This window comes from Dyella sp. SG609 (genome assembly GCF_012275375.1).
In the GTDB taxonomy this organism is placed as follows: Bacteria; Pseudomonadota; Gammaproteobacteria; order Xanthomonadales; family Rhodanobacteraceae; genus Dyella_D; species Dyella_D marensis.
This window is the reverse complement of sequence record NZ_JAAZQJ010000005.1, coordinates 189536-213286: the sequence shown is the minus strand read 5'-3', so window position 1 is coordinate 213286 and position 23751 is coordinate 189536. Positions and strand designations below refer to the sequence as shown.

At 69.5% G+C, this 23751-nt stretch carries 18 protein-coding genes; 16 read left to right on the top strand and 2 right to left on the bottom strand.

The window, feature by feature from the left end; all coding sequences use genetic code 11:
• The 16 genes from FHW85_RS11410 to hrpB all read left to right on the top strand — a co-directional run.
• On the top strand, nucleotides 1-2381 hold a 2381-nt coding region (locus FHW85_RS11410), incomplete at its 5' end, for a YadA-like family protein (RefSeq protein WP_210427762.1).
• Between the two features lie 376 nt (nucleotides 2382-2757).
• A complete protein-coding gene (locus FHW85_RS11405; protein ID WP_167253485.1) occupies nucleotides 2758-3174 on the top strand; it encodes a hypothetical protein in 417 nt (138 codons plus the stop codon).
• Entirely contained in the window at nucleotides 3171-5159 is a 1989-nt protein-coding gene (locus FHW85_RS11400) for a PPC domain-containing protein (RefSeq protein WP_168648312.1), read from the top strand. The genes FHW85_RS11405 and FHW85_RS11400 overlap by 4 nt, the downstream gene beginning before the upstream one ends.
• 79 nt (nucleotides 5160-5238) lie before the next feature.
• Entirely contained in the window at nucleotides 5239-6747 is a 1509-nt protein-coding gene (locus FHW85_RS11395; protein ID WP_168648311.1) for a YadA-like family protein, read from the top strand.
• Between the two features lie 236 nt (nucleotides 6748-6983).
• Entirely contained in the window at nucleotides 6984-8714 is a 1731-nt protein-coding gene (gspE, locus tag FHW85_RS11390) for a type II secretion system ATPase GspE (RefSeq protein WP_167253489.1), read from the top strand.
• A gap of 168 nt (nucleotides 8715-8882) precedes the next feature.
• Entirely contained in the window at nucleotides 8883-10100 is a 1218-nt protein-coding gene (gene gspF, locus FHW85_RS11385) for a type II secretion system inner membrane protein GspF (protein WP_168648310.1), read from the top strand.
• Nucleotides 10101-10219: 119 nt separating this feature from the next.
• Nucleotides 10220-10624: a type II secretion system major pseudopilin GspG gene (gene gspG / locus FHW85_RS11380; protein WP_343203571.1), complete on the top strand. Its 405-nt coding sequence runs from the start codon at nucleotides 10220-10222 to the stop codon at nucleotides 10622-10624.
• 96 nt (nucleotides 10625-10720) lie between these two features.
• On the top strand, nucleotides 10721-11167 hold the full coding sequence (locus tag FHW85_RS11375) for a GspH/FimT family pseudopilin (protein ID WP_168648479.1): 447 nt from the start codon (nucleotides 10721-10723) through the stop codon (nucleotides 11165-11167).
• 137 nt (nucleotides 11168-11304) lie between these two features.
• Entirely contained in the window at nucleotides 11305-11676 is a 372-nt protein-coding gene (locus tag FHW85_RS11370) for a prepilin-type cleavage/methylation domain-containing protein (RefSeq protein ID WP_343203693.1), read from the top strand.
• Between the two features lie 71 nt (nucleotides 11677-11747).
• Nucleotides 11748-12455 (top strand): prepilin-type N-terminal cleavage/methylation domain-containing protein, encoded by a 708-nt coding sequence (locus FHW85_RS11365; RefSeq protein ID WP_282597533.1) that lies wholly within the window; start codon nucleotides 11748-11750, stop codon nucleotides 12453-12455.
• The gene (locus FHW85_RS11360; protein WP_168648308.1) at nucleotides 12452-13324 is read left to right on the top strand and encodes a type II secretion system protein GspK; all 873 of its coding nucleotides are present in this window, start codon (nucleotides 12452-12454) and stop codon (nucleotides 13322-13324) included. The genes FHW85_RS11365 and FHW85_RS11360 overlap by 4 nt, the downstream gene beginning before the upstream one ends.
• The gene (locus tag FHW85_RS11355; protein WP_168648307.1) at nucleotides 13321-14496 is read left to right on the top strand and encodes a PilN domain-containing protein; all 1176 of its coding nucleotides are present in this window, start codon (nucleotides 13321-13323) and stop codon (nucleotides 14494-14496) included. The genes FHW85_RS11360 and FHW85_RS11355 overlap by 4 nt, the downstream gene beginning before the upstream one ends.
• Nucleotides 14493-15146: a type II secretion system protein GspM gene (gene gspM, locus FHW85_RS11350; protein ID WP_168648306.1), complete on the top strand. Its 654-nt coding sequence runs from the start codon at nucleotides 14493-14495 to the stop codon at nucleotides 15144-15146. Before FHW85_RS11355 ends, gspM begins: the two co-directional genes overlap by 4 nt.
• Nucleotides 15143-15895 carry a general secretion pathway protein GspN gene (locus FHW85_RS11345; protein WP_167253498.1) on the top strand — a complete coding sequence of 251 codons (753 nt, stop codon included), beginning with the start codon at nucleotides 15143-15145 and terminating at the stop codon, nucleotides 15893-15895. The genes gspM and FHW85_RS11345 overlap by 4 nt, the downstream gene beginning before the upstream one ends.
• Before the next feature lie 3 nt (nucleotides 15896-15898).
• A complete protein-coding gene (gspD, locus tag FHW85_RS11340) occupies nucleotides 15899-18289 on the top strand; it encodes a type II secretion system secretin GspD (RefSeq protein ID WP_168648305.1) in 2391 nt (796 codons plus the stop codon).
• A 243-nt stretch (nucleotides 18290-18532) separates the two neighbouring features.
• Nucleotides 18533-21043 carry an ATP-dependent helicase HrpB gene (gene hrpB, locus FHW85_RS11335; protein ID WP_168648477.1) on the top strand — a complete coding sequence of 837 codons (2511 nt, stop codon included), beginning with the start codon at nucleotides 18533-18535 and terminating at the stop codon, nucleotides 21041-21043.
• Nucleotides 21044-21204: 161 nt separating this feature from the next.
• Here hrpB and glk read toward each other — a convergent pair whose 3' ends face one another.
• Complete coding sequence (gene glk / locus FHW85_RS11330; RefSeq protein WP_168648304.1) at nucleotides 21205-22224, bottom strand: glucokinase; 1020 nt, start codon at nucleotides 22222-22224, stop codon at nucleotides 21205-21207.
• 45 nt (nucleotides 22225-22269) lie between these two features.
• The gene (locus tag FHW85_RS11325; protein WP_168648303.1) at nucleotides 22270-23619 is read right to left on the bottom strand and encodes a GH1 family beta-glucosidase; all 1350 of its coding nucleotides are present in this window, start codon (nucleotides 23617-23619) and stop codon (nucleotides 22270-22272) included.
• Nucleotides 23620-23751: the final 132 nt, after the last annotated feature.

Sequence of the window (23751 nt, the reverse complement as noted above, 5' to 3'; positions counted from 1 at the left end):
CCAGCGTGGCGGTCGGCGGCAACGCGGTGGACGAAGACGGCGCGGCACTGCTGAACGATGCCAACGGCCAGCCGATCACCACGGCCGCCACCAGTGCAGGCGTCGGCGGCACGGCGGTGGGTGCGAGCGCGAAGGCGAGTGCACTTGGCGCATCCGCTTACGGTCTTGGCGCTGAAGCCTCCGGCTCGCTGAGCACGGCACTCGGCACGCTGGCGACGTCCAGCGGCTCGCAATCCGTCGCCATCGGCTACGGCTCTTCCGCCACCACGGCATCGAGCGTGGCGCTGGGCGCCGGCTCGCAGGCCACGCGCGCGAACACCGTGTCGGTGGGCAAGGCCGGCGCGGAACGGCAGATCGCCAACGTCGCCGCCGGCACGCAGGCCACGGATGCGGTGAACAAGCAGCAGCTGGATACCGCCGTGCAGGGCACCGCATCGAATCACTACTTCACCGCCGACGGCGCGAAAGACGGCAGCGACGATGCCGCAGCCTTCGGCGTGCACAGCGTGGCTTCCGGCGCCAGCAGCATCGCCAACGGCGAAGAGAGCGTGGCGGTGGGTTACCGCAGCTTCGCCAACGATGCGAACGGGACGGCGGTGGGTGCGAATGCCAATGCATTCGGCGTGGGTGCCTCGGCGTTCGGCAGCGGCGCCAACACCAATGCCGACTATGCGACGGCAGCCGGTTACGGCGCGGTCGCTTCCGGGAAGAACAGCGCCGCGTTCGGCGCGGGTGCGCAGGCGGCAGGCGCCGCCAGCGTGGCGGTCGGCGGCAACGCGGTGGACGAAGACGGCGCGGCACTGCTGAACGATGCCAACGGCCAGCCGATCACCACGGCCGCCACCAGTGCAGGCGTCGGCGGCACGGCGGTGGGTGCGAGCGCGAAGGCGAGCGCACTCGGCGCATCCGCTTACGGTCTGGGCGCCGAAGCTTCCGGCTCGCTGAGCACGGCACTCGGCACGCTGGCGACGTCCAGCGGCTCGCAATCCGTCGCCATCGGCTACGGCTCTTCCGCCACCGCGGCATCGAGCGTGGCGCTGGGCGCCGGCTCGCAGGCCACGCGCGCGAACACCGTGTCGGTGGGCAAGGCCGGCGCGGAGCGGCAGATCGCCAATGTCGCCGCCGGCACGCAAGGCACCGATGCGGTGAACCTCGCCCAGCTGCAGGGCGCGGTGAGCGCTAGCGTCGGCAATGCGCTGACGTACGACGCGGCCGACAAGAGCCAGGCCACCCTGGCCGGCGCCAGCGGCACGCGCCTGTCCAACCTCAAGGCCGGCGCGCGGCGCGACGATGCGGTGACGGTCGGCCAGGTGCGGGACGTGCTGCGCCTGATCGGCGGCAACGCGGACGTTGACGGCAACGGCGCCCTGGTCGCCAGCGCCTTCACCGTGCAGGGCGGCAGCTATACCAGCGTGTTCGACGCGATCGGCGCGCTCAATGGCTCGGTCAGCAACATCTACGCGGGCATCGGCGATCTCAATAACCGCCTCACCGCGCTGGATCAGCGCGTGACCACCGGCGACGGCAGCTTCGGCGGCCGGCTGGCGGTGGACGGCACAGGGCCGGCGAGTGTCGCAACGGGTTCGAAGGGCGTCGCGCTCGGTGCGGGCGCGGCTGCCGGCGGGGATCACGGCACGGCGATCGGCGGCGACAGCTACGCGGCCGGTCCCAACGACACCGCGATCGGCGGCAACGCGAAGGTCAATGCGGATGGCAGTACGGCGGTGGGTGCGAACAGCACGATCGCCGCCGTCGCCACCAACGCGGTGGCGGTCGGCGAAAGCGCCAACGTCACCGCCGCCTCGGCCACGGCCATAGGCCAGGGCGCATCCGCCAGCGCCGCCGGTGCGGTGGCGCTGGGCCAGGGTGCGGTGGCCGATCGCGCCAATACCGTGTCGGTCGGCAATGCGGCCACGCAGCGGCAGATCGTCAACGTCGCCGCGGGCACGCAGGCCACGGATGCGGCGAACGTCGGCCAGGTGGACGAAGCGCTGACCACCGCCAAGAGCTATGCCGATGCCGGCGACCGCCAGACGCTGACGCAGTCGAAGGCCTACACCGACCAGAAGCTCGGCAGCTTCGCCAGCAGCAGCGACCTGAGCGCCCTGCGCGAACACGTCGACGGGCAGTTCCGCTCGGTCAATACGCGCGTGAGCCGCGTCGGCGCGATGGGCACGGCGATGGCGCAGATGTCCTTCAGCACGCAGGGCATCAATACGGAGAACCGCGTGGGCGTGGGTGTCGGTGGCTACCGCGGGCAGGCTGCCTTGTCGGTGGGTTATTCCAGGCAGCTGTCGCCGCGGGCGAATCTGACCTTCGGCGCGGCGGTGGCGGGCGGCGGGGAAAGCTCGGGCGGCGTCGGCCTGGGCGTGGGCTGGTAAAACCTGGCATCGGGCGGAGAACTATCCGCCTGATGCCGCAAGCTGGTCAGCTTCACCAAGGCCGGTGCGTCATGCACCGGCCTTTTTTTATTGCGGCACTTGCTCCTTAAGAAATGTCCGAAAGTCGACGAACCGTGAAGGCACTTCACGGACTTCGCTGTCCATAATCGGGTCGCCATGCCGGGTCTGCTCGGGCATGGAGATCGAGCGTTTCGCCATCGCGCGCGGCCGGATACCCCACGGTCGCGCGGCATGTTCCATCGCCCTTCGACCGCACCGCCGGCCTCCGCCGGCGGCGGGCAAGTGCGGCCGCTCGAACGTCCGCGCCCCAGCAGTTTCCGCGCGGCGCACTTCATCGGATTGAGGAGTACAGGTTTTGAAGAACGAGACAAGCACGCACGCTCTGGGCCTGGCGCTGATCGCGCTTCTGGCGACGGCGGCATCGGCGGCGGAGCAGCCGGCGAAGGCGCCGGCGGCGACGCAAAGCCATCAGGTCGTCTTCCGCGACCCGCTTACCGGCGAACTGCGCGCGCCCACCGACGCGGAGATGGCGCGGCTGCAGCGCGCCACGCAAGGGGATCAGGCCTTGCTGCGCGCGCTCGGCACGCCGGCGAAGGCCGACGAGCGCCTGCGTTGGCGCGAAGTCGATCTCGGCAACGGCAGCAAGGGCAAGATCGCGACACTCCCCGACCGCTTGCAGAGCCGGCTGGTGATGGAGCGCGGTGCAGATGGCGAATATCGCATGCATCACGCGGCCGGTGCCGCCGCTGCCGCGCCGGAGGCCACCCCATGAGCCGGCGCAAACCATGGCTGATGCTGCTGGCCGGCGGTCTGATGGCCGCAGCGGGTGCGGCGCCGGCGGAAATCCGCATCAACAATCGCGATGTCGGTACCGGCACGGGACTGGACGATCCGGCCGCCGCGGCGCCCGTCGGCGGCAACCCCGGCAAGACCCGCGGCGAGCAGGCGCGCATCGTCTTCGAATATGCGGCCTCGCTGTGGGGCAGCGTGCTGAAGAGCCGCCCACCGATCATCGTGGGCGCTTCGTTCAAGAAGCTGGCATGTACTGCCGATGGCGCAACGCTGGGCCAGGCAGGCCCCGCCAACATTTTTACTTTCGCTTCGGGGGCGGGTATCCGGCCGGGTGTCGCTTATCACATCGCTTTGGCCAAGGCGTTGAGCGGGCGGGATCTGACTCCCGGGGCGGTGGACATCAATGCCGCGTTCAATGGCGCGATCGGCACGCCGGGATGCCTGGAAGGGTCGGGCTGGTACTTAGGCCTGGACGGCAACACACCGCGCGGCCAGAGCAACTTCCTCAACGTCGTATTGCACGAGATGGCGCACGGCCTCGGCTTTCTCGGCTTCGGCGATGTGGAAACCGGAGCGCCGGCGATGGACGGCGATGGTACGCCAGTGCCCGACATCTATTCGCTGTTTGCCTACGACAATGCCAAGGGCAGGCGGTGGTACGACATGTCCAACGCCGAACGCGCCAGCTCGGCGTTGAACGATGGGCATCTCGTCTTCACCGGCGCCAACGTCAGGGCCCATGCGCCGCTGGCGCTGGGTACGCGCAACGCGTTGCAGGTGACCGCGCCTGCGGCGATTGCCAAGGAGTACGGCTTCTCCCCGCTGGCGCTTGGCCCGGCGGCGACTCCCGCCAATTTCAGCGGAACCGTGGTACGCGCGGTGACCGGAAGCAATGCACAAGGCTGCAGCGCTTTCGACAACGCCGCCGCGGTGGCGGGCCATATCGCGCTGATCGACACCGGCACCTGCGACGGCGTGACGAAGGCGCGCTTCGCGCAGGCGGCCGGAGCCACCGGCGCGATCCTCGCGTACGACCCGGCCGGGCCTGACGTCTCGATCCATGCCGGCGCCGGTGTTGCGGTCACGATTCCGACTTTGCTGCTGGAGCAGGCCGAGGCCGATGTGCTCAAGGGGAATCTCGCCGGCTTGAGCGTGGCCATGCGCGCGGTGCCGGCGGGCATCGATCCGTCCGGCTACGTGCAGCTCTATGCGCCCAGGACCGTGCAGCCCGGGTCGTCCTTCGTGCATTTCGACACGCGTCTTTCGCCCAATGCGTTGATGGAATTCGCATTGAGTCCCGATCTGAAAGGCCATATCGACCTGGACCTGACCCCGTCGCTGTTCCTGGACGAAGGCTGGCGCGTCAACAGCGGCGGCCAATTGCTCGGTACCTGCGATACCGGCGTGCCGACCTGGGTGCCGGGCGGCGTGATCGTGGGCGCGAATATCGCGGCGCAGGCGAAGATGCTCGCGACCACGTCCGCCACCGTGGGCGACTATGCGGCGGGTATACGTGGCCATGCCGCCATGCTGGCCCGCATCGGCCTGCTGAATGCCGTGCAGGCGAGCAGCCTCAATGCGTGTCTCTCCGACGCGGAGCTGGCCAGGCAGTACGCCAGCTGGCGCCAGGGCGGCAATGGCGGCACGGCCTTCATCGAACTCGACAGCGGCAAGGCCTTGCCCGCGCTGGCGGGTGCGGCAGGCAGCGAGCGGCTCTATCTGCTGACCGTGCCGCCCGGCGCGCGCTCGCTGAACATCCGCAGCTTCGGCGGCACCGGCGACGTTTCGCTGGTGGTGCGCGCAGGCAACGAGCCGATGCCGACGAGTTATTCCTACCTCTCCGTGCATCCCGGCAACAGCGAGAGCGTGGTGGTGGCGCGTCCTGCGGCGGGTTCCTACTTCATCAAGCTGGTGGGCCTGCGGCCCTACGCCAACGTGAGCCTGCAGGCCACCTACAGCATGTAACAGCAGCGCCGCAGCGCCGCCGCGCGAGTGCGCGGCGGCGCGGCGCGCGCCTGTCCGACCTTTGAGGAGTGCCATTCCGATGAACAAATCTTGCAACGACAACCGCCGTGCATCCTCGGCTTTGCGTGTGTCCGTCTTGGCAGCCTGCCTGGCGCTGTACGGGATGACCGATGCGTCGGCGCAGAACGCGCCCACCGGCACCACCACCGGCGGTGCCGGAGCCACGGCCAACGGCGACCGCGGCACGGCGCTGGGCGAGAACGCGCTGGCCGACGAGGCCGACGCCACCACCACCGGCGCCGGCAGCGCCGCGCTGGGCGTTGCCGCCAGCGCGTATGGCGCCAGCAGCATCGCCAACGCCAGCGAAAGCGTGGCGATGGGTTACCGCAGCTTCGCCAACGATGCGAACAGCACGGCGCTGGGCGCGAATGCCAGCGCGTTCGGCTATGGCGCCTCGGCCTTCGGCAGCGGCGCCAGCACCAATGCCGGCTATGCGACCGCGGCAGGCTTCGGCTCCGTGGCATCCGGCCTGGCCAGCACGGCCTACGGCGAGAGCGCGCAGGCGACCGCCGCCGGCAGCGTCGCCATCGGTGGCCGCGCGCTGGACGGCGATGGAAAGCTGGTGCTGACGGACGATGCGGGGGCGCCGATCGAAGCGGCGGCCACCAGCAGCGGCATCCTCGGTACCGCCGTCGGTGCGGGCGCCAGCGCCGCCGGAGCGGGAGCCTCGGCTTTCGGCGCGGGCGCGGAAGCTTCCGGCGCGGATAGCGCAGCGCTGGGTTCGCTGGCCAAGGCGCGTGCCGACAAGGCGGTCGCCATCGGTTCGGAAGCGACCGTCACCGGCGCGTCGGGTGTGGCGCTGGGCGCCGACAGCAGCGCCAGCATGGTCAACAGCGTCGCGCTCGGTGCCGGCTCGAAGGCCTTGCGCGCGAACACGGTGTCGGTGGGCAGCGCCGGCGCCGAACGCCAGATCACCGACGTCGCCGCCGGCACGCAGGCGACCGATGCGGTGAACCTGAGCCAGCTGCAGAGCGTGCTCGGCAGCTCGGTGGGCAGCATCAATGTCGGCCTCGGCGAGTTGAGCAGCCGCCTTGCCGCGCTCGATCAGCGCGTGGCCGCCGGCAGCGCCAAGGATCCAGGCCCGGCCATCGGCTACACCCCCGACCCGGCGGCCGCTACCGGCAGCCAGGTGCAGGAAGCGCTGAGCACGGCCAAGAGCTACGCCGACGCCGGCGATCGCCAGACCCTGACCCAGGCCAAGGCCTATACCGACCAGAAACTCGGCAATCTCGCCAGCCGCCGCGAGCTGGACGACCTGCGCCGCCACGTCGACGACCAGTTCAATACGCTCGACACGCGCATCAACCGCGTCGGCGCGATCGGCGTGGCGATGTCGCTGATGTCCTCCAGCACGCAGGGCTTCGATGGCAGCAGCCTGGGGGTGGCGGTGGGCGGCTATCGCGGCCAAGGGGCGCTGTCGGTCGGCTTTTCGCGGCAGATCAGTTCGCGGGCGCGGTTGACCCTGGGCACGGCGATCGCCGGGGGCGGCGAAACCGCCGGAGGCATGGGCCTGGGCATAGGTCTTTAAGGCATAAGGAGAAAGCCGCGGCGCGGCATCGGCGCGATGGTCCGATGCTGCGCTGCACTGCTCTATTGTCCGATTAAGACAGATATTTTTGCCTTTTTCTTACGACATCTCAGTGCCGCGGGAGCATGCTCGCCACTGCCACGATGGTTGTGTTAACAATGGCGCTTCACTCGCCCGGCAGGGGCGATGCACGGAGCATCGCGGGCGCGACCTGGACTTGAGATGTGGGGTGTGTGATGTCGGCAGTGGCCAAGCCGGCGCCCGGCGATGGAGCCGCAGAAAGCAACCGCGAAGCCGCGGTATGCGACCTGCTGGTGGCGCGGGGGCGGCTGAAAGACAGCGATCTGGCGCGCGCGCGGCGGCTGCATGAAGAGTCGCCCGAGGGCACGCTGACGGCGCTGATGGCCCGCCTGGGCCTGGTGTCCGAGCGCGACCTGGCCGAGGCCTGGTCCGAATTGCTGCACACGCCCCTGCTCGCCGCGCGCGAGGCGCCGGAGTTGCCGCCGGCGGAACTGGACCTGTCCCCGCGCTTCCTCAAGCTGCACCACGTGGTGCCGGTGCGCGACGGCGACGACGGCCTGGCCCTGCTGGTGTCCGATCCGGCCGACCCCTATCCGCTGCAGGCGGTGGAACTGGCCGCCGGGCGGCCGGTCACGCTGCGCATCGGCCTGCGCTCGGAAATCGACGACCTGATCGAGCGTTATTACGGCTCCGGCCGCTCCGCCATGGGCACCATCGTGGAGAACCTCGACGGCGGCGCCGCGGTGGAGGACGACGTCGAGCACCTGCGCGACCTGGCTTCCGAAGCGCCGGTCATCCGCCTGGTCAATCTGATCCTGCAGCGCGCGGTGGAGCAGCGCGCCTCGGACGTGCACATCGAGCCATTCGAGAACCGCCTGAAAGTGCGCTACCGCATCGACGGCGTGCTGCACGAAGTGGAAGCGCCGCCGTCCAGTTCCACCGCCGCGGTGATCTCGCGCGTCAAGATCATGGCCAAGCTCAACATCGCCGAGCGGCGCCTGCCGCAGGACGGCCGCATCCAGCTGCGCGTGCAGGGCAAGGAACTGGACCTGCGCGTGTCCACCGTGCCGACCAGCTTCGGCGAGTCGGTGGTGATGCGTATCCTCGACCGCGAATCGGTGGTGTTCGATTTCTCCACCCTGGGTTTCACTTCCGCTTTCCAGCAGCGCTTCGTCGACGTGCTGGAGCGCCCGCACGGCATTTTGCTGGTCACCGGCCCCACCGGCTCGGGCAAGACCACCACGCTGTACACCGCGCTGGGCAAGATCAACACGCCGGACGTGAAGATCATCACCGTCGAGGACCCGGTCGAATACCAGATCGAAGGCATCAACCAGATCCAGGTGAAGCCGCAGATCGGGCTGGACTTCGCCGGCGCCCTGCGCTCGATCGTGCGCCAGGATCCGGACGTGATCATGATCGGCGAAATGCGCGACCTGGAAACCTGCCGCATCGCGATCCAGTCCGCGCTCACCGGCCACCTGGTGCTGTCCACCCTGCACACCAACAGCGCCGCGGGCGGCATCACGCGCTTGCTGGACATGGGTGTCGAAGACTATCTGCTCGGTTCCACCGTCAACGGCATCCTGGCGCAGCGCCTGGTGCGCCGGCTGGATCCGGAAACCGCGACGCCTTACGAAGCGCTGCCCGAGGTGATCGAGCAGTTCGAGCTGCACAAGTACACCGACGAGCGCCCGATCCGGCTGTGGAAGCCCGGCAGCAGCGCGGCCAATCCCACCGGCTACCGCGGCCGCCGCGCCATCATGGAGTTCCTGGTGATGTCCGACCCGCTGCGCCGCCTGGTGATGCAGCGCGCCGACGCCGGCGAGATCGAGCGCCAGGCGCGCGCCGAGGGCATGCGCACCATGTACGAGGACGGCATCGCCAAGGCCGTGGCGGGCATCACCACGCTCGAGGAGGTGTTGCGTGTCACGCAGGAGGGCTGAGAGCCGGGAATGGGGAATAGGGAATAGGGAATCGGCGCAAGGTCCGACGCTGCCGTTATTCCATGCGCCCTATGAAAGATCTGCCGCCCCAGCTTCCAAGGCTTGCGCCGCGCTGCTCCCTATTCCCAATTCCCTATTCCCTATTCCCCGCGCGAGCGGCAGCGGCACATGAGCCAGTTCCACTACCGCGCCGTCAGCGACACCGGCGACATCCTGCACGGCGAAATGGAAGCGGCCAGCGTCGACGAGGTGATCGCGCGCCTGCAGGACCAGGGCCACACCCCGCTGGAAGCGCGCCCCGCCAACGAGGCCGGCAGCAGCGGCAGCTTCGGCGGCCTGTTCAAGCGCGGGCCGTTCACCGGCGACCAGCTGGCGCAGTTCACCCACCAGCTGGCCACGCTATTGGGCGCCGGCCAGCCGCTGGACCGCGCGCTGGGCATCCTGCTGGACCTGCCCGAGGGCGAGCGCGCCAGGAAGCTGATCGAGCGCGTGCGCGACCGCGTGCGCGGCGGCACCACGCTGTCGCAGGCTTTCGACGAAGAGCACGGCGTGTTTCCCAAGCTCTACATCAGCCTGGTGCGCGCGGGCGAGGCCGGCGGTTCGCTGGAAGACACCCTGCGCCGCCTGGCCGACTACCTCGAGCGCAGCCAGCAATTGCGCGGCAGCATCGTCAATGCGCTGATCTATCCCGCCTTCCTGATGGTCGGCGTGCTCGGCTCGCTGGTGCTGCTGCTGGCCTATGTGGTGCCGCAGTTCGTGCCGATCTTCGAGGACATGCAGGTGCCGATCCCGCTGATCACCCAGGCGGTGCTGGCGCTGGGCAACCTGATCCAGTCGTGGTGGTGGCTGCTGGTGCTGCTGATCGGCGGCGGCATCTTCGTGTGGCGCGCGCGCATGCGCGACCCGGCCTACCGCCTGGCCTGGCACGGCAAGTTATTGCAGAAGCGGGTGGTCGGCCCGCTGCTGCTGAAGGTCGAGACCGCCCGCATCGCCCGCACCCTGGGCACCCTGGTCAAGAACGGCGTGCCGCTGCTGTCGGCGCTCACCATCGCCCGCCAGGTCACCTCCAACCGGGCCCTGGACGAGGCGCTGGCCCAGGCTGCGGAACAAGTGAAGGGTGGTTCGGGTCTGAGCCTTGCGCTGGCCCAGTCGCAGCGCTTCCCGCGGCTGGCCCTGCAGATGGTGCAGGTGGGCGAGGAGGCCGGCCAGCTCGACACGATGCTGCTGAAGGTGGCCGACACCTTCGAACTGGAGAGCAAGCGCGCGATCGACCGCCTGCTCGCCGCGCTGGTGCCGGCGCTGACCATCGTGATGACCATCCTGGTGGCCATCATCATGGCGGCGATCCTGCTGCCGCTGCTCAGTCTTACCAGCAATATTCAATGAGAGGGAATCACGTCATGAAACGTTTCGTTGTCGGGAATCGGGAATCGGGAGTAGGGAATAGGGAAAACCGCCGTACCGCGCGGCGCACTGCTTTTCCGATTCCCGATTCCCGATTCTCTATTCCCCGCCGTACCAGCGGCTTCACCCTGCTGGAAATGCTCGCGGTGATCGTGCTGATCGGCATCATCGGCGCGGTGGTGGTGACCCAGGTCGGCAAGAACGTGGACAAGGGCAAGTACGGCGCCGGCAAGGCGCAGCTCACCACGCTCAGCCAGAAGGTCGAGAACTACGCGCTGGACAACGGCTCGCCGCCGCAGCAGCTGCAGGACCTGATCGCCAAGCCGGCCAATGCGCGCAACTGGCAGGGTCCGTATGCGAAGGAATCGGAGCTCAAGGATCCCTGGGGCCATGCCTTCGGCTACAAGTACCCCGGCGAGCACGGCAACTTCGACCTCATCTTCTACGGCCAGGACGGCCAGCCCGGCGGCGACGGCTACAACGCCGACGTGGGCAACTGGCAGTAAGCGATGAAAGGGGAACGGGGAACGGGGAACGGGGAACAAGGAGCGGCGGTACGCACCGCCGCTTTTTCCCGTTCCCCGTTCCCCGTTGCCCGTTCCCTGCGCGCTTCGCGCGCACACGGCTTCACCCTGCTGGAAATGCTCGCCGTGATCCTGCTGATCGGGATCGCGGCGGCGGCGGTTTCCGTGTCGGTCTCGCAGGGCCTGGCCAGCGCGCGCGTCAATGCGGCCAGCGTCGAGATGGCCGCGGCGCTGCGCGCCACGCGCGCGCAGGCGATCGTCACCGGCAAGGAGCAGGTGTTCGACGTCGACATCCGCAAGAACACCTATAAAGGCGCCGACCATCGCGACGTGCGCCTGCCCTCGGGCATGAAGCTCTCGATCACCAGCGCCAAGGAAGACCAGCCCGACAGCAGCACCGGCCGCATCCGCTTCTTTCCGGACGGCAGCTCCACCGGCGGCCACATCACCCTGCAGCGCGAGCAGCGCAAGTGGCAGGTCAATGTGTCGTGGCTGACCGGCGCGGTGAGTGTGGTGACGACGTGACTAAGAGGGAATGGGAAATAGGGAATAGGGAATCGGTGCAAGCGCGCGATGCCCAGCCCGGTAGCGCGCCGCTTTCCTATTCCCTATTCCCTATTCCCTGTTCCCATCGCGCACAGCGCGGCTTCAGCCTCCTGGAAGTGATCGCCGCGATCCTGCTGCTGGCGATCGCCTTCACCGCGCTGATGCGCGTCACCGGCGGCTCGATCGGCCTGACCAACAACGCCGCCGACTACACCCGCGCCGCGCTGTGGGCGCACAGCCTGCTCGATACCGTCGACGCCGAGGGGCCGCTCAAGCCCGGCCGCAGCGAAGGCCGCTTCGACCAGCAATACCGCTGGCGCCTGACGGTGACGCCGTGGACGCCGGTGGACGTCGACCCGCAGCAGCAGCTGTCCTCGCTGGTATTGACCAAGCTGGATCTGGACGTGCTGTGGGGCCAGGGCCGCAGCGAGCGCACCGCGCACTTCAGCACGCTGCGCCTGACCATGCCGCCGAATGGGCCGCAGTGATGAAGTGCCGGGGAACGGGGAATGGGGAACGGGGAACACGCAGGTTGCGGATATGCCGGCGACGCTCCCGTTTGTCCATACGTCCATGTTCCCCGTTCCCCGTTCCCTGTTCCCGGCGAGCACAGCATGGCTTCAGCCTGCTGGAGGTACTCGGCGCACTCGCACTCATGGCACTGCTGCTGCTGGGCGTGTATTCGGGCGTGCGCACCGCCACGCGCAGCGTGCGTTCCGGTTCGATCGCGGTGGAGCGGCTGGACCAGTTGCGTTCGGCCCAGCAGTTCATGCGCCAGGAACTGACCCAGATCGCGGCGGTGCCGCAGGGTCGCGATCAGAACGGAGACAGTATCTATTTCACCGGCGATGCGCAGAGCATGCGCTTCGTCGCGCCGCTGCCGGGTTATCTGGGCAAGCTGGGGCCGCAGCTGCAGGAGTGGAAACTCGTGTCCAACGACAAAGGCGGCTCGCGGCTGGAAGTGCGCTTCGCGCTGTTGCCGCCCGACGGCAGCAATCCCAAGCCGCTGGGCGAACCCGAAGTGCTGATGGACGACGTGCGCGAAGGACATTTCAGCTATCGCACGCCGGACCTGCCCGACCAGCCCGGCACCTGGCAGGCGACCTGGCCCGACCCGCGCCTGCTGCCGCGCGTGGTGCGCGTGGAGCTGAAGCTCGACGGCCTGCACGACTGGCCGCGGCTGGATGCGCCGCTGCGCATCGATCCCACCGCCGGCCAGCAGATGGACCTGCTGCGTGGCCTGCGCCGCCAGCCGGTGACGCGATGAGCAGGCGCCAGGCCAGCGCGAGCCCGGCACGCCAGCGCGGCGTCGCGCTGCTGGTGGTGCTGTGGGCCTGCACCCTGCTGGCGATCGTGCTCGGCGGCTATGCGCTGCTGGCGCGCAACGAAGGCCTGCAGGCGCGCTACCAGTTCGCCCAGCTGCGCGCGCATTACGCGGCGGAGGCGGGCATCAACCGCGCCATCTATGCGCTGCTCACGCCCTCGCCGGACCGGCGCTGGATTCCCGACGGGCGCGTGTATCCGCTCCAGTACGAGGACGCCAAGGTCGGCATCCGCATCGTCGACGAAACCGGCAAGGTCGATTTCAACGCGGCCTCGCCCGAGGTGCTCAAGGCCTTGTTCCGCGCCGCCGGCATGAACGACGGCGCGGCCAACGACCTGGCCTCGCGCGTGGTCGAATGGCGCAGCTTCGGCAACCCCACGGACATGAACAACAACGCGGCCTACCTCGCGGCCGGCCGCGACTACGGCCCGCGCCACGGTCCGTTCGCCAGCCTGGAGGAAGCGCAGATGGTGCTGGGCATGGACCCGGCGGTGTATCGCAAGATCGCATCGCAGATCACGATCTGGTCGGGCCGCAATGCGCCCGATCCGAACTACGCGCCGGCGCTGGCCATGCAGGCCATTCCCGGCATGACGCCGGACCAGGCGAACGCGGCCTACGCCGCAAGACAGCAGGCCGGTACTACGCAAGGCCTAGGCGGCAGTCAGGGCGTAACGCATAGTATTCGTTCGGAGGCAACGCTACCGGACGGCACGCGGGCGATCCTGCGTGCCACGGTGCGGTTGCAGGGAGCCAGGGCCGGAACGCAACCGTACGCGGTGCTTCGCTGGCAGGAGGGAGACGGGGAATGAGCATGACCAGCTCGCTGCGACCGCAGCTCGAACAGGTGCGCCGCGCATGGCGGGCTTCGCCGTTGCCGCGGTTCTTCGCCTGGTGGGGCGGCGAGCTTGCCGCGCTGCTGCCGGCGGGCCTGCGCGCGCGCTTCGGCGGCGGCGCGGCCTGGCATCTGCTGGAGCGCGCCGGTGGCGACTGGCGCCTGCGCCGCGACGGTTCGTCCGAGCCGCTGGCGCAATGGAGCGACGAACTCGAAGCCTCCGGCCAGCAGGCCGCGCTGGCCGACGGCCTGCGCGGCGTCGATCGCGAGGACTTGCGCCTGGCCCTGTGCCTGCCCGCCGCGCAGGTGCTGCGCCGTCCGCTGCTGCTGCCCGATGCCGCGCGCGACACGCTGCGCCAGGTCGGCGCGTTCGAGATGGACCGGCAGACGCCGTTCCGCCCCGAGCAGGTGCGCTACGACATCCGCGAATTGAACGCGCCGGCGCCGGCCGGCCGCATCGCCGCCGAACTGGTGGCCGTGCCGCGCACCACGCTCGACCCGCTGCTGGGCCGGCTCGGCCAGCTCGGCATCGCGGTGGACGCGGTGGACATGGCGGTCGACGCCGGCCGCTGCGGCGTCAACCTGCTGCCGCCGGAACAGGCGTCGCGTCGCACGCGGCCGCGCCAGCGGCTGAATCTGGCCCTGGCCGCGGCGATCGTGGTGCTGGCCGGCCTGGTGCTGGGCGAGTGGCTGCACAACCGGCGCGATGCGCTGGAGCAGATGCAGGCCCAGGTCGAGACCATGCGCGGCGAGGCGCAGAAAGTCGGCGCGCTGCGCCAGCAGCTGCAGGACATCGCCGGCGCCGCCGGCTTCCTGGCCGAGCGCAAGAAGAACACTTCTTCCGCGCTGGCTGTGCTGCAGGATCTCAGCCAGCGCCTGCCGATGACCGCGTGGCTGGAACGCCTGAGCATCGACAACACCGGGCAGGTCGGTTTCCAGGGCCAGAGTCCGCAGGCGGCACGCCTGATCGATGCGCTGAAGGATTCCACTGTCATCGCCAATCCGAATTTCCAGGGCACCATCCAGGCCGACCCGCAGACCGGCAAGGAACGCTTCTACATGGTTGCGCAGCTGCGCAAGAAGATCCCGGCCAAGCCGGCGCGCCCGGGCGCGCCGGGCGCGGCCGCCAGCAGCGGAGAACAGCCGTGAAGCTGGCCGCGATGAAACCCCGCGACAGCCGCATCGCGGCGCTCCTGCTCCTGCTGGTGGCGCTGGTGATCGCTTATTTCGCGCTGCTGCACTGGTGGTTCGTGGCGCCGATGCTGGACGTCAACGCGCAGATGGCCGACCTGCGCGACACGCAATCGCGCTTCGCCGCCGCCATCGCCGAGAAGCCGCTGCTGGACAAGCGCATCGCCGCGCTGGGCCAGGGCCAGGCCACCAGCAATGCCTTCCTGCCCGAGGACGATCCCAATGCGGCCGCCGCCGGCATGATGCAGCGCGTGGTCGACGTGGTCGCCGCGCATGCCGAGGGCGGCAGCTGCGAAGTGACGCAGAAGATGCCGGTGCCCAATCCGGCCACCCACGACGAGCCTTACCGCAAGGTGGCGGTGAGCATCAGCCTGCGCTGCGACATGCAGCCGCTGGCCGCCGTGCTGCACGACCTGGAACAGGGCACGCCGTATCTGTTCGTCAACGAGATGAGCGTCTACCGCAACCCGGTCGCCGCGCAGCAGAACAACAGCGCGCCGCCGCTGGAAGTGCAGTTCACGCTGTGCGGCTACGTGCGCCAGGCCAGCGGCGGCGCGCCCGCCACGCAGGCCGCGCCGCAGCAGCCGGGCGGGGAGGACGACGCATGAACGCCGCCGCGCAGCGCCGCCTCACCCCCGTGCTCGGCGGCATCGCCGGCGTGCTCGCCCTGCTGCTGTGCGTGCTGCTGGCCGGCGTCGGCCGCGGCGTGCACTGGAATCCGCCGCGCCCGACCGAACCCCTGCCGGACATGCACGACAGCGCCGCCGACCTGCCGCGGCCGCTGCCGCTGGAGCAGTTCGGCATCGTGTGGCAGCAGCCGGTGTTCAATCCCGACCGCAAGCCGATCACCCGCGCCGCCAAGGGCGGCGCGAGCCTGGGCGAGATGCAGCTGACCGGCATCATCCTCACCTCCAGGCTGCACATGGCCCTGCTGCACACGCGCGGCCAGGACGCCGACGTGCGCGTGGCCGAAGGCGCCTCGCTGCCGGACGGCAGCTGGAAGCTGGTGGAAGTGAAGCCGCGCTCGGCGGTGTTCGAATCCGGCAGCGGCCGCACCGAACTGGAACTGCCCGCCGGCGCGCCGATCGACGCGCCCAAGGCCGACGGCCAGCCGCCGCCGCCACCGCAGCAGCCCGGCAACATGACCGGCCCGATCGCGGTGCCGCCCGGCGCCGTGCAGCGGGTGGGGCCGGGCATCGCGCCGCAGCCGCCGCCCGACAACAACGAACCCCGCCCGCAGCAGGCCGACAGCTCGCTGCAGGCCGAACGCATCCGCCAGCTCAAGGCCGCCATCCAGAAGCGTCGCGCCGAACAGCAGCAACAGCAGCAAGCCGGCAATCCTGAAGGAGCACACTGATCCATGTCCCCTTACTTCACCAAGCCGGCATGCCGCATCGGCAGCCTCGCACTGGCGGTCTGGCTGGCCGGCTGCGCCTCCATGCCGCCGCCCAAGGACGACGGCGCGCTGCAGCGCGAGGCCATGGCCGGCACCGAAAAGCCCGCGCCCGCGCCGCAGCCGCTGAACACCGGCGTCGGCCCCGCCGACAACAAGACCATCGCGCCGCAGATCAGCGAAGGCAGCGGCAACTTCATCAAGCCCACCGCGCTGGCCACGCCGCGCACGCCGGCCAGCGGCGACGGCGCGGTCACCTTCAACTTCGAGAACCAGCCGGTGCAGGCGGTGGTGAAAGCGATCCTGGGCGACCTGCTCAAGCAGAACTACACCATCGCGCCGGGCGTGCAGGGCAACATCTCGTTTGCCACGGCGGAGCCGGTGGATTCCAGCCAGGCCATGCCGATCCTGGAAACGCTGCTGTCGTGGACCGGCAATGCGCTGATCAAGCGCAACGGCGGCTACGTGGTGGTGCCGGCCAAGGAAGCCGTGGCCGGCAATCTGGTGCCCAGCCTGGGCGCCGCGGCGCCCGCCGCCGGCATGCAGGCGCGGCTGTTCCCGCTGCGCTACATCTCGGCCGCCGAGATGCAGAAGCTGATCAAGCCGTTCGCGCGGCCGGACGCGATCCTGCTGGCCGACCCCTCGCGCAACCTGATCGTGCTGGCCGGCTCGCCGCAGGACCTGGCCAACTACCAGCGCACCATCAACACCTTCGACGTGGACTGGCTGCGCGGCATGTCGGTCGGCGTGTTCAACCTGCAGCGCGCCAGCGTGGCCGAGCTGATGCCCAAGCTGGACGGCATGTTCGGCGCCAAGGGCGACACGCCGCTGGCCGGCATGCTGCGCTTCATCCCGATCGAGCGCACCAATGCGCTGGTGGTGATCAGCACGCAGCCGAACTACCTGCAGGAAGTGGGGCAGTGGATCGAGAAGATCGACCGCGGCGGCGGCAACGAGCCGCAGCTGTTCGTGTATGACGTGCGCAACATCAAGGCCTCGGACCTGGCCCAGTACCTGGCGCAGATCTACGCCAGCGGCAACGGCGGCGGCAGTTCCGGCGGCCGCGTCGGCCCCGGCCTCAACGCGGGCACGCTGGGCGGCAGCGACAACAGCTACGGCTCCGCCAGCGGCATGGGCAGCACCGCCGGCAGCTTCGGCAGCAGCACTACCGGCGGGCTGGGCGGCAGCAGCGGCGGCCTCAATGGCGGCATGAACAGCGGCCTCAACAGCGGCATCAATTCCGGCGCCGGCTTCAACGGCGGCGACGCCAGCAAGACCGGCGGCTTCGGCGGCCCCGGCGCCTCGATCGGCAGCACCTTCGGCTCGCAGCAAAGCAGCGGCGGCGCCAACCAGGCGCCGCAGCAGTACAGCTCCGAGGACGGCAGCGTGCGCATCAGCTCGGTGGACGCGAACAACCAGCTGCTGGTGCGCGCGCGTCCTTCGCAGTGGTCGGAGATCGAATCGGCGATCAAGCGCCTGGACAACACGCCGCTGCAGGTGCAGATCGAGACGCGCATCCTGGAGGTAAAGCTCACCGGCCAGTTCCAGTTCGGCGTGCAGTGGTACCTGGAAGGCCTGATCGGCGGCACCAACAACGGCAACGGCACCTACACGCCGGGCCAGCCGGGCAACCAGCAGCAGTGGGGCCTGGGCCAGGGCGGCGTCACCTACAACCCCGGCACCAGCACCTCGGCCGGCGACGCGTTCTTCTACTCCTTCATCAACCACAACCTGCAGGTGGCGGTGCGCGCGCTGGAGCAGAACGGCAATACCAAGACGCTGTCGGCGCCCTCGCTGGTGGTGCTGAACAACCAGATCGCGCAGATCCAGGTCGGCGACCAGGTGCCGATCAACCAGACCAGCGTGAACCCCGGCGTGGGCACGGCCACCTACAACCAGGTGAACTACCTCAATACCGGCGTGATCCTCAACGTGCAGCCGCGCGTGAATCCCGGCGGCCTGGTCTATCTCAACGTGCAGCAGCAGGTGAGCTCGCCGAGCTATCCGGCCGGCCAGTCCAACCCGACCATCTCGCAGCGCTCGATGGGCACCCAGGTGGCGGTGCAGAGCGGGCAGACGGTGCTGCTGGGCGGCTTGATCTCGCAGCAGGACGGCACCACCGACGTCGGCATCCCCGGCCTCAACCGCATCCCGGTGCTGGGCCGCCTGTTCGGCTCGACCAACCGCAACCGCACGCGCACCGAGCTGATCGTGCTGATCACCCCGAAGGTGATCGGCAGCAGCGAGGAAGCCAAGCAGATCACCGACGAGTACCAGCAGAAGTTCGAATCGCTGGCGCCGCTGCGCCAGCAGGCGGCGGGGGCGGCGCCGGCGTCGCAGCCGTATCCCACCAAGTAACGCGCGCACTTACCCCCTCTCCCCTGCGGGGAGAGGGTTGGGGTGAGGGGGGCCTACGGAGCGGTGAAGCGCGAGCACAAAAGCGAGCGACGCTTCGTCGATCTTCCGTAGCGAGCCCCGGCCCCTCATCCGCCTGCCGGCACCTTCCTCGCTCCTCAAAGCAGAGCACATCCATGTGCTCTCCCCGCGTGCTCCCCGGAGGGGCGAAGGGTCTCTCCGTTGAAGGCCGTTATCATTCCGGCGATGACTCTCGCCTTCCCCATCACCCCGCTGCTCCCCGAGATCCGCGCCTCCCTCGCGGCGCATCCGCGCCTCGTGCTGGAAGCGCCGCCCGGCGCCGGCAAGACGACCCAGGTGCCGCTGGCCTTGCTTGGCGAAGCCTGGCTGGCCGGCGGCAAGCTGCTGATGCTGGAACCGCGCCGTATCGCCGCGCGCGCCGCCGCGCAGTTCATGGCGCGCCAGCTCGGCGAGGAGCCGGGGCAGACGGTCGGCTATCGCATCCGCTTCGAATCCAAGGTCAGCGCGAAGACGCGCATCGAAGTGGTGACCGAAGGCATCCTCACGCGGCTGATCCAGGACGACCCGGAACTGGGCGGCATCGGTGCGATCCTGTTCGACGAATTCCACGAGCGGCATCTGGCGGGCGATCTGGGCGCGGCACTGGCGCTGGACGTGCAGGCCACGCTGCGCCCGGAGCTGCGCCTGGTGGTGATGTCCGCCACGCTCGACGGCGAACGCATCGCGCAGTGGCTGGACGCGCCGCGCATCAGCAGCCCGGGCCGCAGCTTTCCCGTGCGCGTCGACTATCCGCCGGCACGCACCCAGGAAAGCACCGAGCATCAGCTGGCCCGCGTGGCGCGGCTGGCCCTGGAGGAAAACGACGGCGACGTGCTGGCCTTCCTGCCGGGCCGCCGCGAGATCGCGCGTGCCGAGGCGGTGCTGGCGCAGACGCTGGAGCGCGGCGACGTCGACGTAGTCGCGCTGCACGGCGAGCTGTCGATAGCGGAACAGCAGGCCGCGCTGAGCCCGGCCGAGCCGGGCACGCGGCGCATCGTGCTGGCAACGAACGTGGCGGAATCGAGCGTGACCTTGCCGGGCATCCGCGCGGTAGTCGACAGCGGCCTGGCGCGCGAGCCGCGCTTCGATCCGAATTCCGGCTTTACGCGGCTGGAAACGGTGACGATTTCGCAGGCGTCGGCGGATCAGCGCGCCGGACGCGCGGGCCGCGTGGCCGAAGGCACGGCGTATCGGCTATGGCCGCAGAGCAAGCGGCTGGATCCGTCGCGGACGGCGGAGATCGCGCAGGCGGAACTGTCCGGTCTGGCATTGGAACTGGCGGCGTGGGGTGTGACGGCCGAGAGCGGCAGTCTGCCGTGGCTCGATGCGCCGCCGTCCGGTGCGCTGGCGCAGGCGCGCGAACTGCTGATCGCACTCGGTGCGCTCGATGCGAGCACGCGCATCACCTCGCTCGGTCGCCGCATGCTGGAACTCGGCGCGGCGCCACGCCTCGCCGCCGCGGCGATGCGCGCGCCGCCCGAACTGCACGCACTGGTCGCCGACCTGCTCGCGCTGATGGAAGCGCGCTCCCCGCTGCGCGGCGAACAGGCGCGCAGCGACGATTTCCGAGCGCGCGTCGATGCGCTGCACGCCTGGCGCGACCGCCGCACCGCCGGCGCGCGCGGCGGCGCCGATACCGGCGCGCTGGCCGCGATCGAACAAGCCAGCAAGGGCTGGCGTCGTCGCTTGGATTTGCGCACCGCCGCCAGCGGCGTGCCGGACAGCCACGCGGTCGGCGATCTGCTGCTGCATGCGTTTCCCGATCGCGTGGCGCGGCGCGACGACAACAATCCCCTGCGCTACACGCTCGCCAACGGCCGCGGCGCGCGCCTGCACGAAGGCACGGCCCTGCTCGGCGAACCCTGGCTGGTGGCGCTGGACCTGCGCTACGAGGCGCGCGACAGCCTGATCCTGGCCGCCGCGCCGCTGGATCCGCGCGTGCTGGAACGCGACTATCCCGCGCAGTTCCGCCGCGAGCGCGCGCTGCGCTGGAACGACGAGCGCAATGCGGTGGAGGCGTTCGAGGAACACCGCTATGCCGGCATTGTGCTGTCGCGGCGCAGCGTGCCGGTGCAGCCCGGAGATGCCTTGCCCGCGCTGCTGGCGGCGATCCGCGCGAAGGGACTGGATGCGCTGCCGTGGAGCGAGCACGCACGCCGTCTGCGGCTGCGCATGCAGGCGGTGCGGGAATGGATGCCGGAGCTCGGCCTGCCGGACGTCAGCGACGACGCGCTGCTCGCTTCGCTGGAAACCTGGCTGGGGCCTTATCTCGACGGCAAGCGCCGCTTCGATGCGCTGAGCGCGGAGGAACTGTCACAGGCGCTGTCGTCGCTGTTCGATTACGAACAACGCCGCGCGCTCGAGGCGCACGCGCCGGAAAACCTCACCGTGCCCAGCGGGATGAGCCGCCGCATCGAATACGCCGCCGGCGAACCGCCGGTGCTGGCGGTGAAGCTGCAGGAACTGTTCGGCCTGGCCGATACGCCGCGCGTGGGCAATGGCCGCGTGCCGGTGACGCTGCATCTGCTGTCGCCCGCGGGGCGGCCGATCCAGGTCACGCAGGACCTGAAAGGCTTCTGGGAGCGCACGTATCCGGAAGTGAAGAAGGAACTGAAGGGGCGCTATCCGCGGCATCCGTGGCCGGACGATCCGTGGAGCGCGACGCCGACGCACAGGGCGAAGCCGCGTGGCACCTGAACTCCCTCTCCCCAGCGGGGAGAGGGCTGGGGTGAGGGGGACCTACGGAGCGTAGAAAGCGGCAGCCTGAAGGCGAGCGATGCTTCGTCGATCTTCCACCGCGAGCACCCGCCCCTCATCCGGCTGCCGCCACCTTCTCCCCGGAGGGGAGAAGGGTTCACTTAGCCGGCTGCCGGTACCAGCGGCCTGCCGCTCTCCAACACCGCAAACGCCGCCGCCCCCAGCAGCCCGGTCTCCGGATGCACCATCGCGATCGTCGGCACCTGCTCCATGGTCTCCTTGAAGCGCCCCTTCGATTCGAAGCGTTCGCGGAAGCCGCCGCGCTGCAGCCACGGCATCAGGATCGGCAGCACGCCGCCGGTGAGGAAGACGCCGTCCCAGCCGCCCAGGCTCAGCACCAGGTCGCCGGCCACGCTGCCGAAGATGCCGGCCAGCGTTTCCACCGCGCGCACGCACAGCGGGTCGGTGCCGGCGTTGGCGTGGGCGGTGATGTCTTCGGGGGTGTATTCCTCGGCCTTCAGGCCTTCGATGTCGGCCAGGGCCAGATACAGATTGACCAGGCCGTTGCCGCAGATCATCCGCTCGTTCGACACGCGGCCGAAGCGCGCGTTGAGGCGGTGCAGGATCTCCACGTCTTCCGCCGTGTGCGCGGCGAAGCCGGCGTGGCCGCCTTCGGTTTCCAGCACCGTCCAGCGGCCGTCGCGCAGCAGCAGGCCGGCGACGCCCAGGCCGGTGCCGGGGCCGACCACCACGAAGGTCTGCGCGTGATGCGCGCCGATCTTCGGCGGCTGCGGCGCGCCCACCGGGGTGAGCTCGGCGGCGGCCAGCAGCGGCACGGCCATGCCCTGGGCGGCGAAGTCGTTGATCAGGCGCACCGAGTCGAATTTCAGCTCCGCGGCCAGCTCGTGCGCCGACACCTGCCAGGGATTGTTGGTGACCTTCACCGTCTCGCCGTCGACGATGCGGCCGGCGGCTGCGATTACCGCGCGCTCGGCCGAGCGGCCGCTGTCGGCGAAGTACTGGCGGATGGTGTCCGCCATCGACGGGAAATCCTTGACCCGGTAGCGCCGCACGCTGTCCAGCAGCAGGGGTTGGGGCAGGGCCGGGTCGGCCAGGGCGAAACGGACATTGGTGCCGCCGAGGTCGGCGAGCAGGGTGTTGGCGCTGGAAGTCGAGCTCATGAAAGGTCCTGGCAACGGATCACGCAAAGCGTGCCGGGTGCGGACTCAATCGTCCAGCACCGCGCCGTTGCTCTCGATGACCCTGGCATAGAGTTTCGCGGTCGCCTTCGGCGTGCGCTTCTGCGTGGCGAAATCGACATGGTACAGGCCAAAGCGCTTGGAGAAACCCAGGGACCATTCCAGATTGTCCAGCAGCGACCAGGCGTAGTAGCCCTTGAGGTTGACCCCGGCGTCGATCGCCTTGTGCAGCGCGCGCAGGTGCTTGCGCAGGTAGCCGGTGCGCAGCGGATCGTCCAGCACGTCGCCCTCGGCCACCGGCGGATCGTAGAAGGCCGAGCCGTTCTCGGTGATGTACAGCGGGATGTCGCCGTAGCGCTGCTTGAACCAGGTGAGCGTGTCGGTCAGGCCCTGCTCGAACACTTCCCAGCCGGTCTCGGTGTAGGTCTTGTTGGGCTGGCGCACCGGCGAGGCCTTGAGCGGGTACTGGGCCGGATCGTTCTTCACCACCGCGCGGGTGTAGTAGTTGATGCCGACGAAGTCGACCTTCTGCCGGGTCAGCTTGAAGTCGTCCTGCGGGAAATCCGGCCAGGCCTCGCCGAAGATTTCCCTCAGCTCCGGCGGATAGCTGCCGAGCAGGGCCGGATCGGCGAACTGCTCGTTCATGTAGGCATGCGCGCGGCGGGTGGCGGCCAGGTCTTCGGGGCTCTGCGAGTGCGGGTACTTCGGCTCGATGTTGAACACCACGCCGATCTCATGCTTGCCGTGCGCGCGATACGCCTGGATGCCGGCGCCGCTGGCGCGCATCAGGTTGTGCGCGGCGATCGGCGCCTCGTACTTGCTGCGGTGGCCCGGCGCCAGCGCGCCGTGCAGATAGCCGCCGTCGGTGACCACCCACGGCTCGTTGAGCGTGGCCCAGCGCTGCACGCGGCCGTCCAGCGCCTTGAACATCACCTCGGCGTATTCGGCGAACCAGTGCGCGCTGTCGCGGTTGAGCCAGCCGCCGCGGTCGTCCAGCGCCGCCGGCATGTCCCAGTGGAACAGGGTGGCGTTCGGCGCGATGCCGTGCTCCAGCAGCTCGTCGACCAGGCGCTTGTAGAAATCCAGGCCCTTCTCGTTGACCCGGCCGGTGCCTTCCGGCAGCACGCGCGCCCAGGCGATGGAGAAGCGGTAGCCCTGCAGGCCCAGCGCCTTCATCAGCTGCACGTCGTCCTTGTAGCGGCGGTAGTGGTCGCAGGCCACGTCGCCGGTGTCGCCGCCGACCATCATCCCGGGGGTGTGCGCGAAGCGTTCCCAGATGCTCGGGCCGGCGCCGTCGGCCAGCGGGGAGCCCTCGATCTGGTAGGCGGAGGTGGCGGCGCCCCACAGGAAGCCTTCGGGAAAGCGGTAGCTGGTCATGGTGGATGTCCCGGATGCCGCATCGCGGCTTGATGTAAACGTTTACATTGGAGAATATCCGAATGTTTCCCGCTTGTGCAGCCCGTCCGGCTGGCCGGCGCCCCGCCCGCATGGTTCGATCGGCCGTGCCTT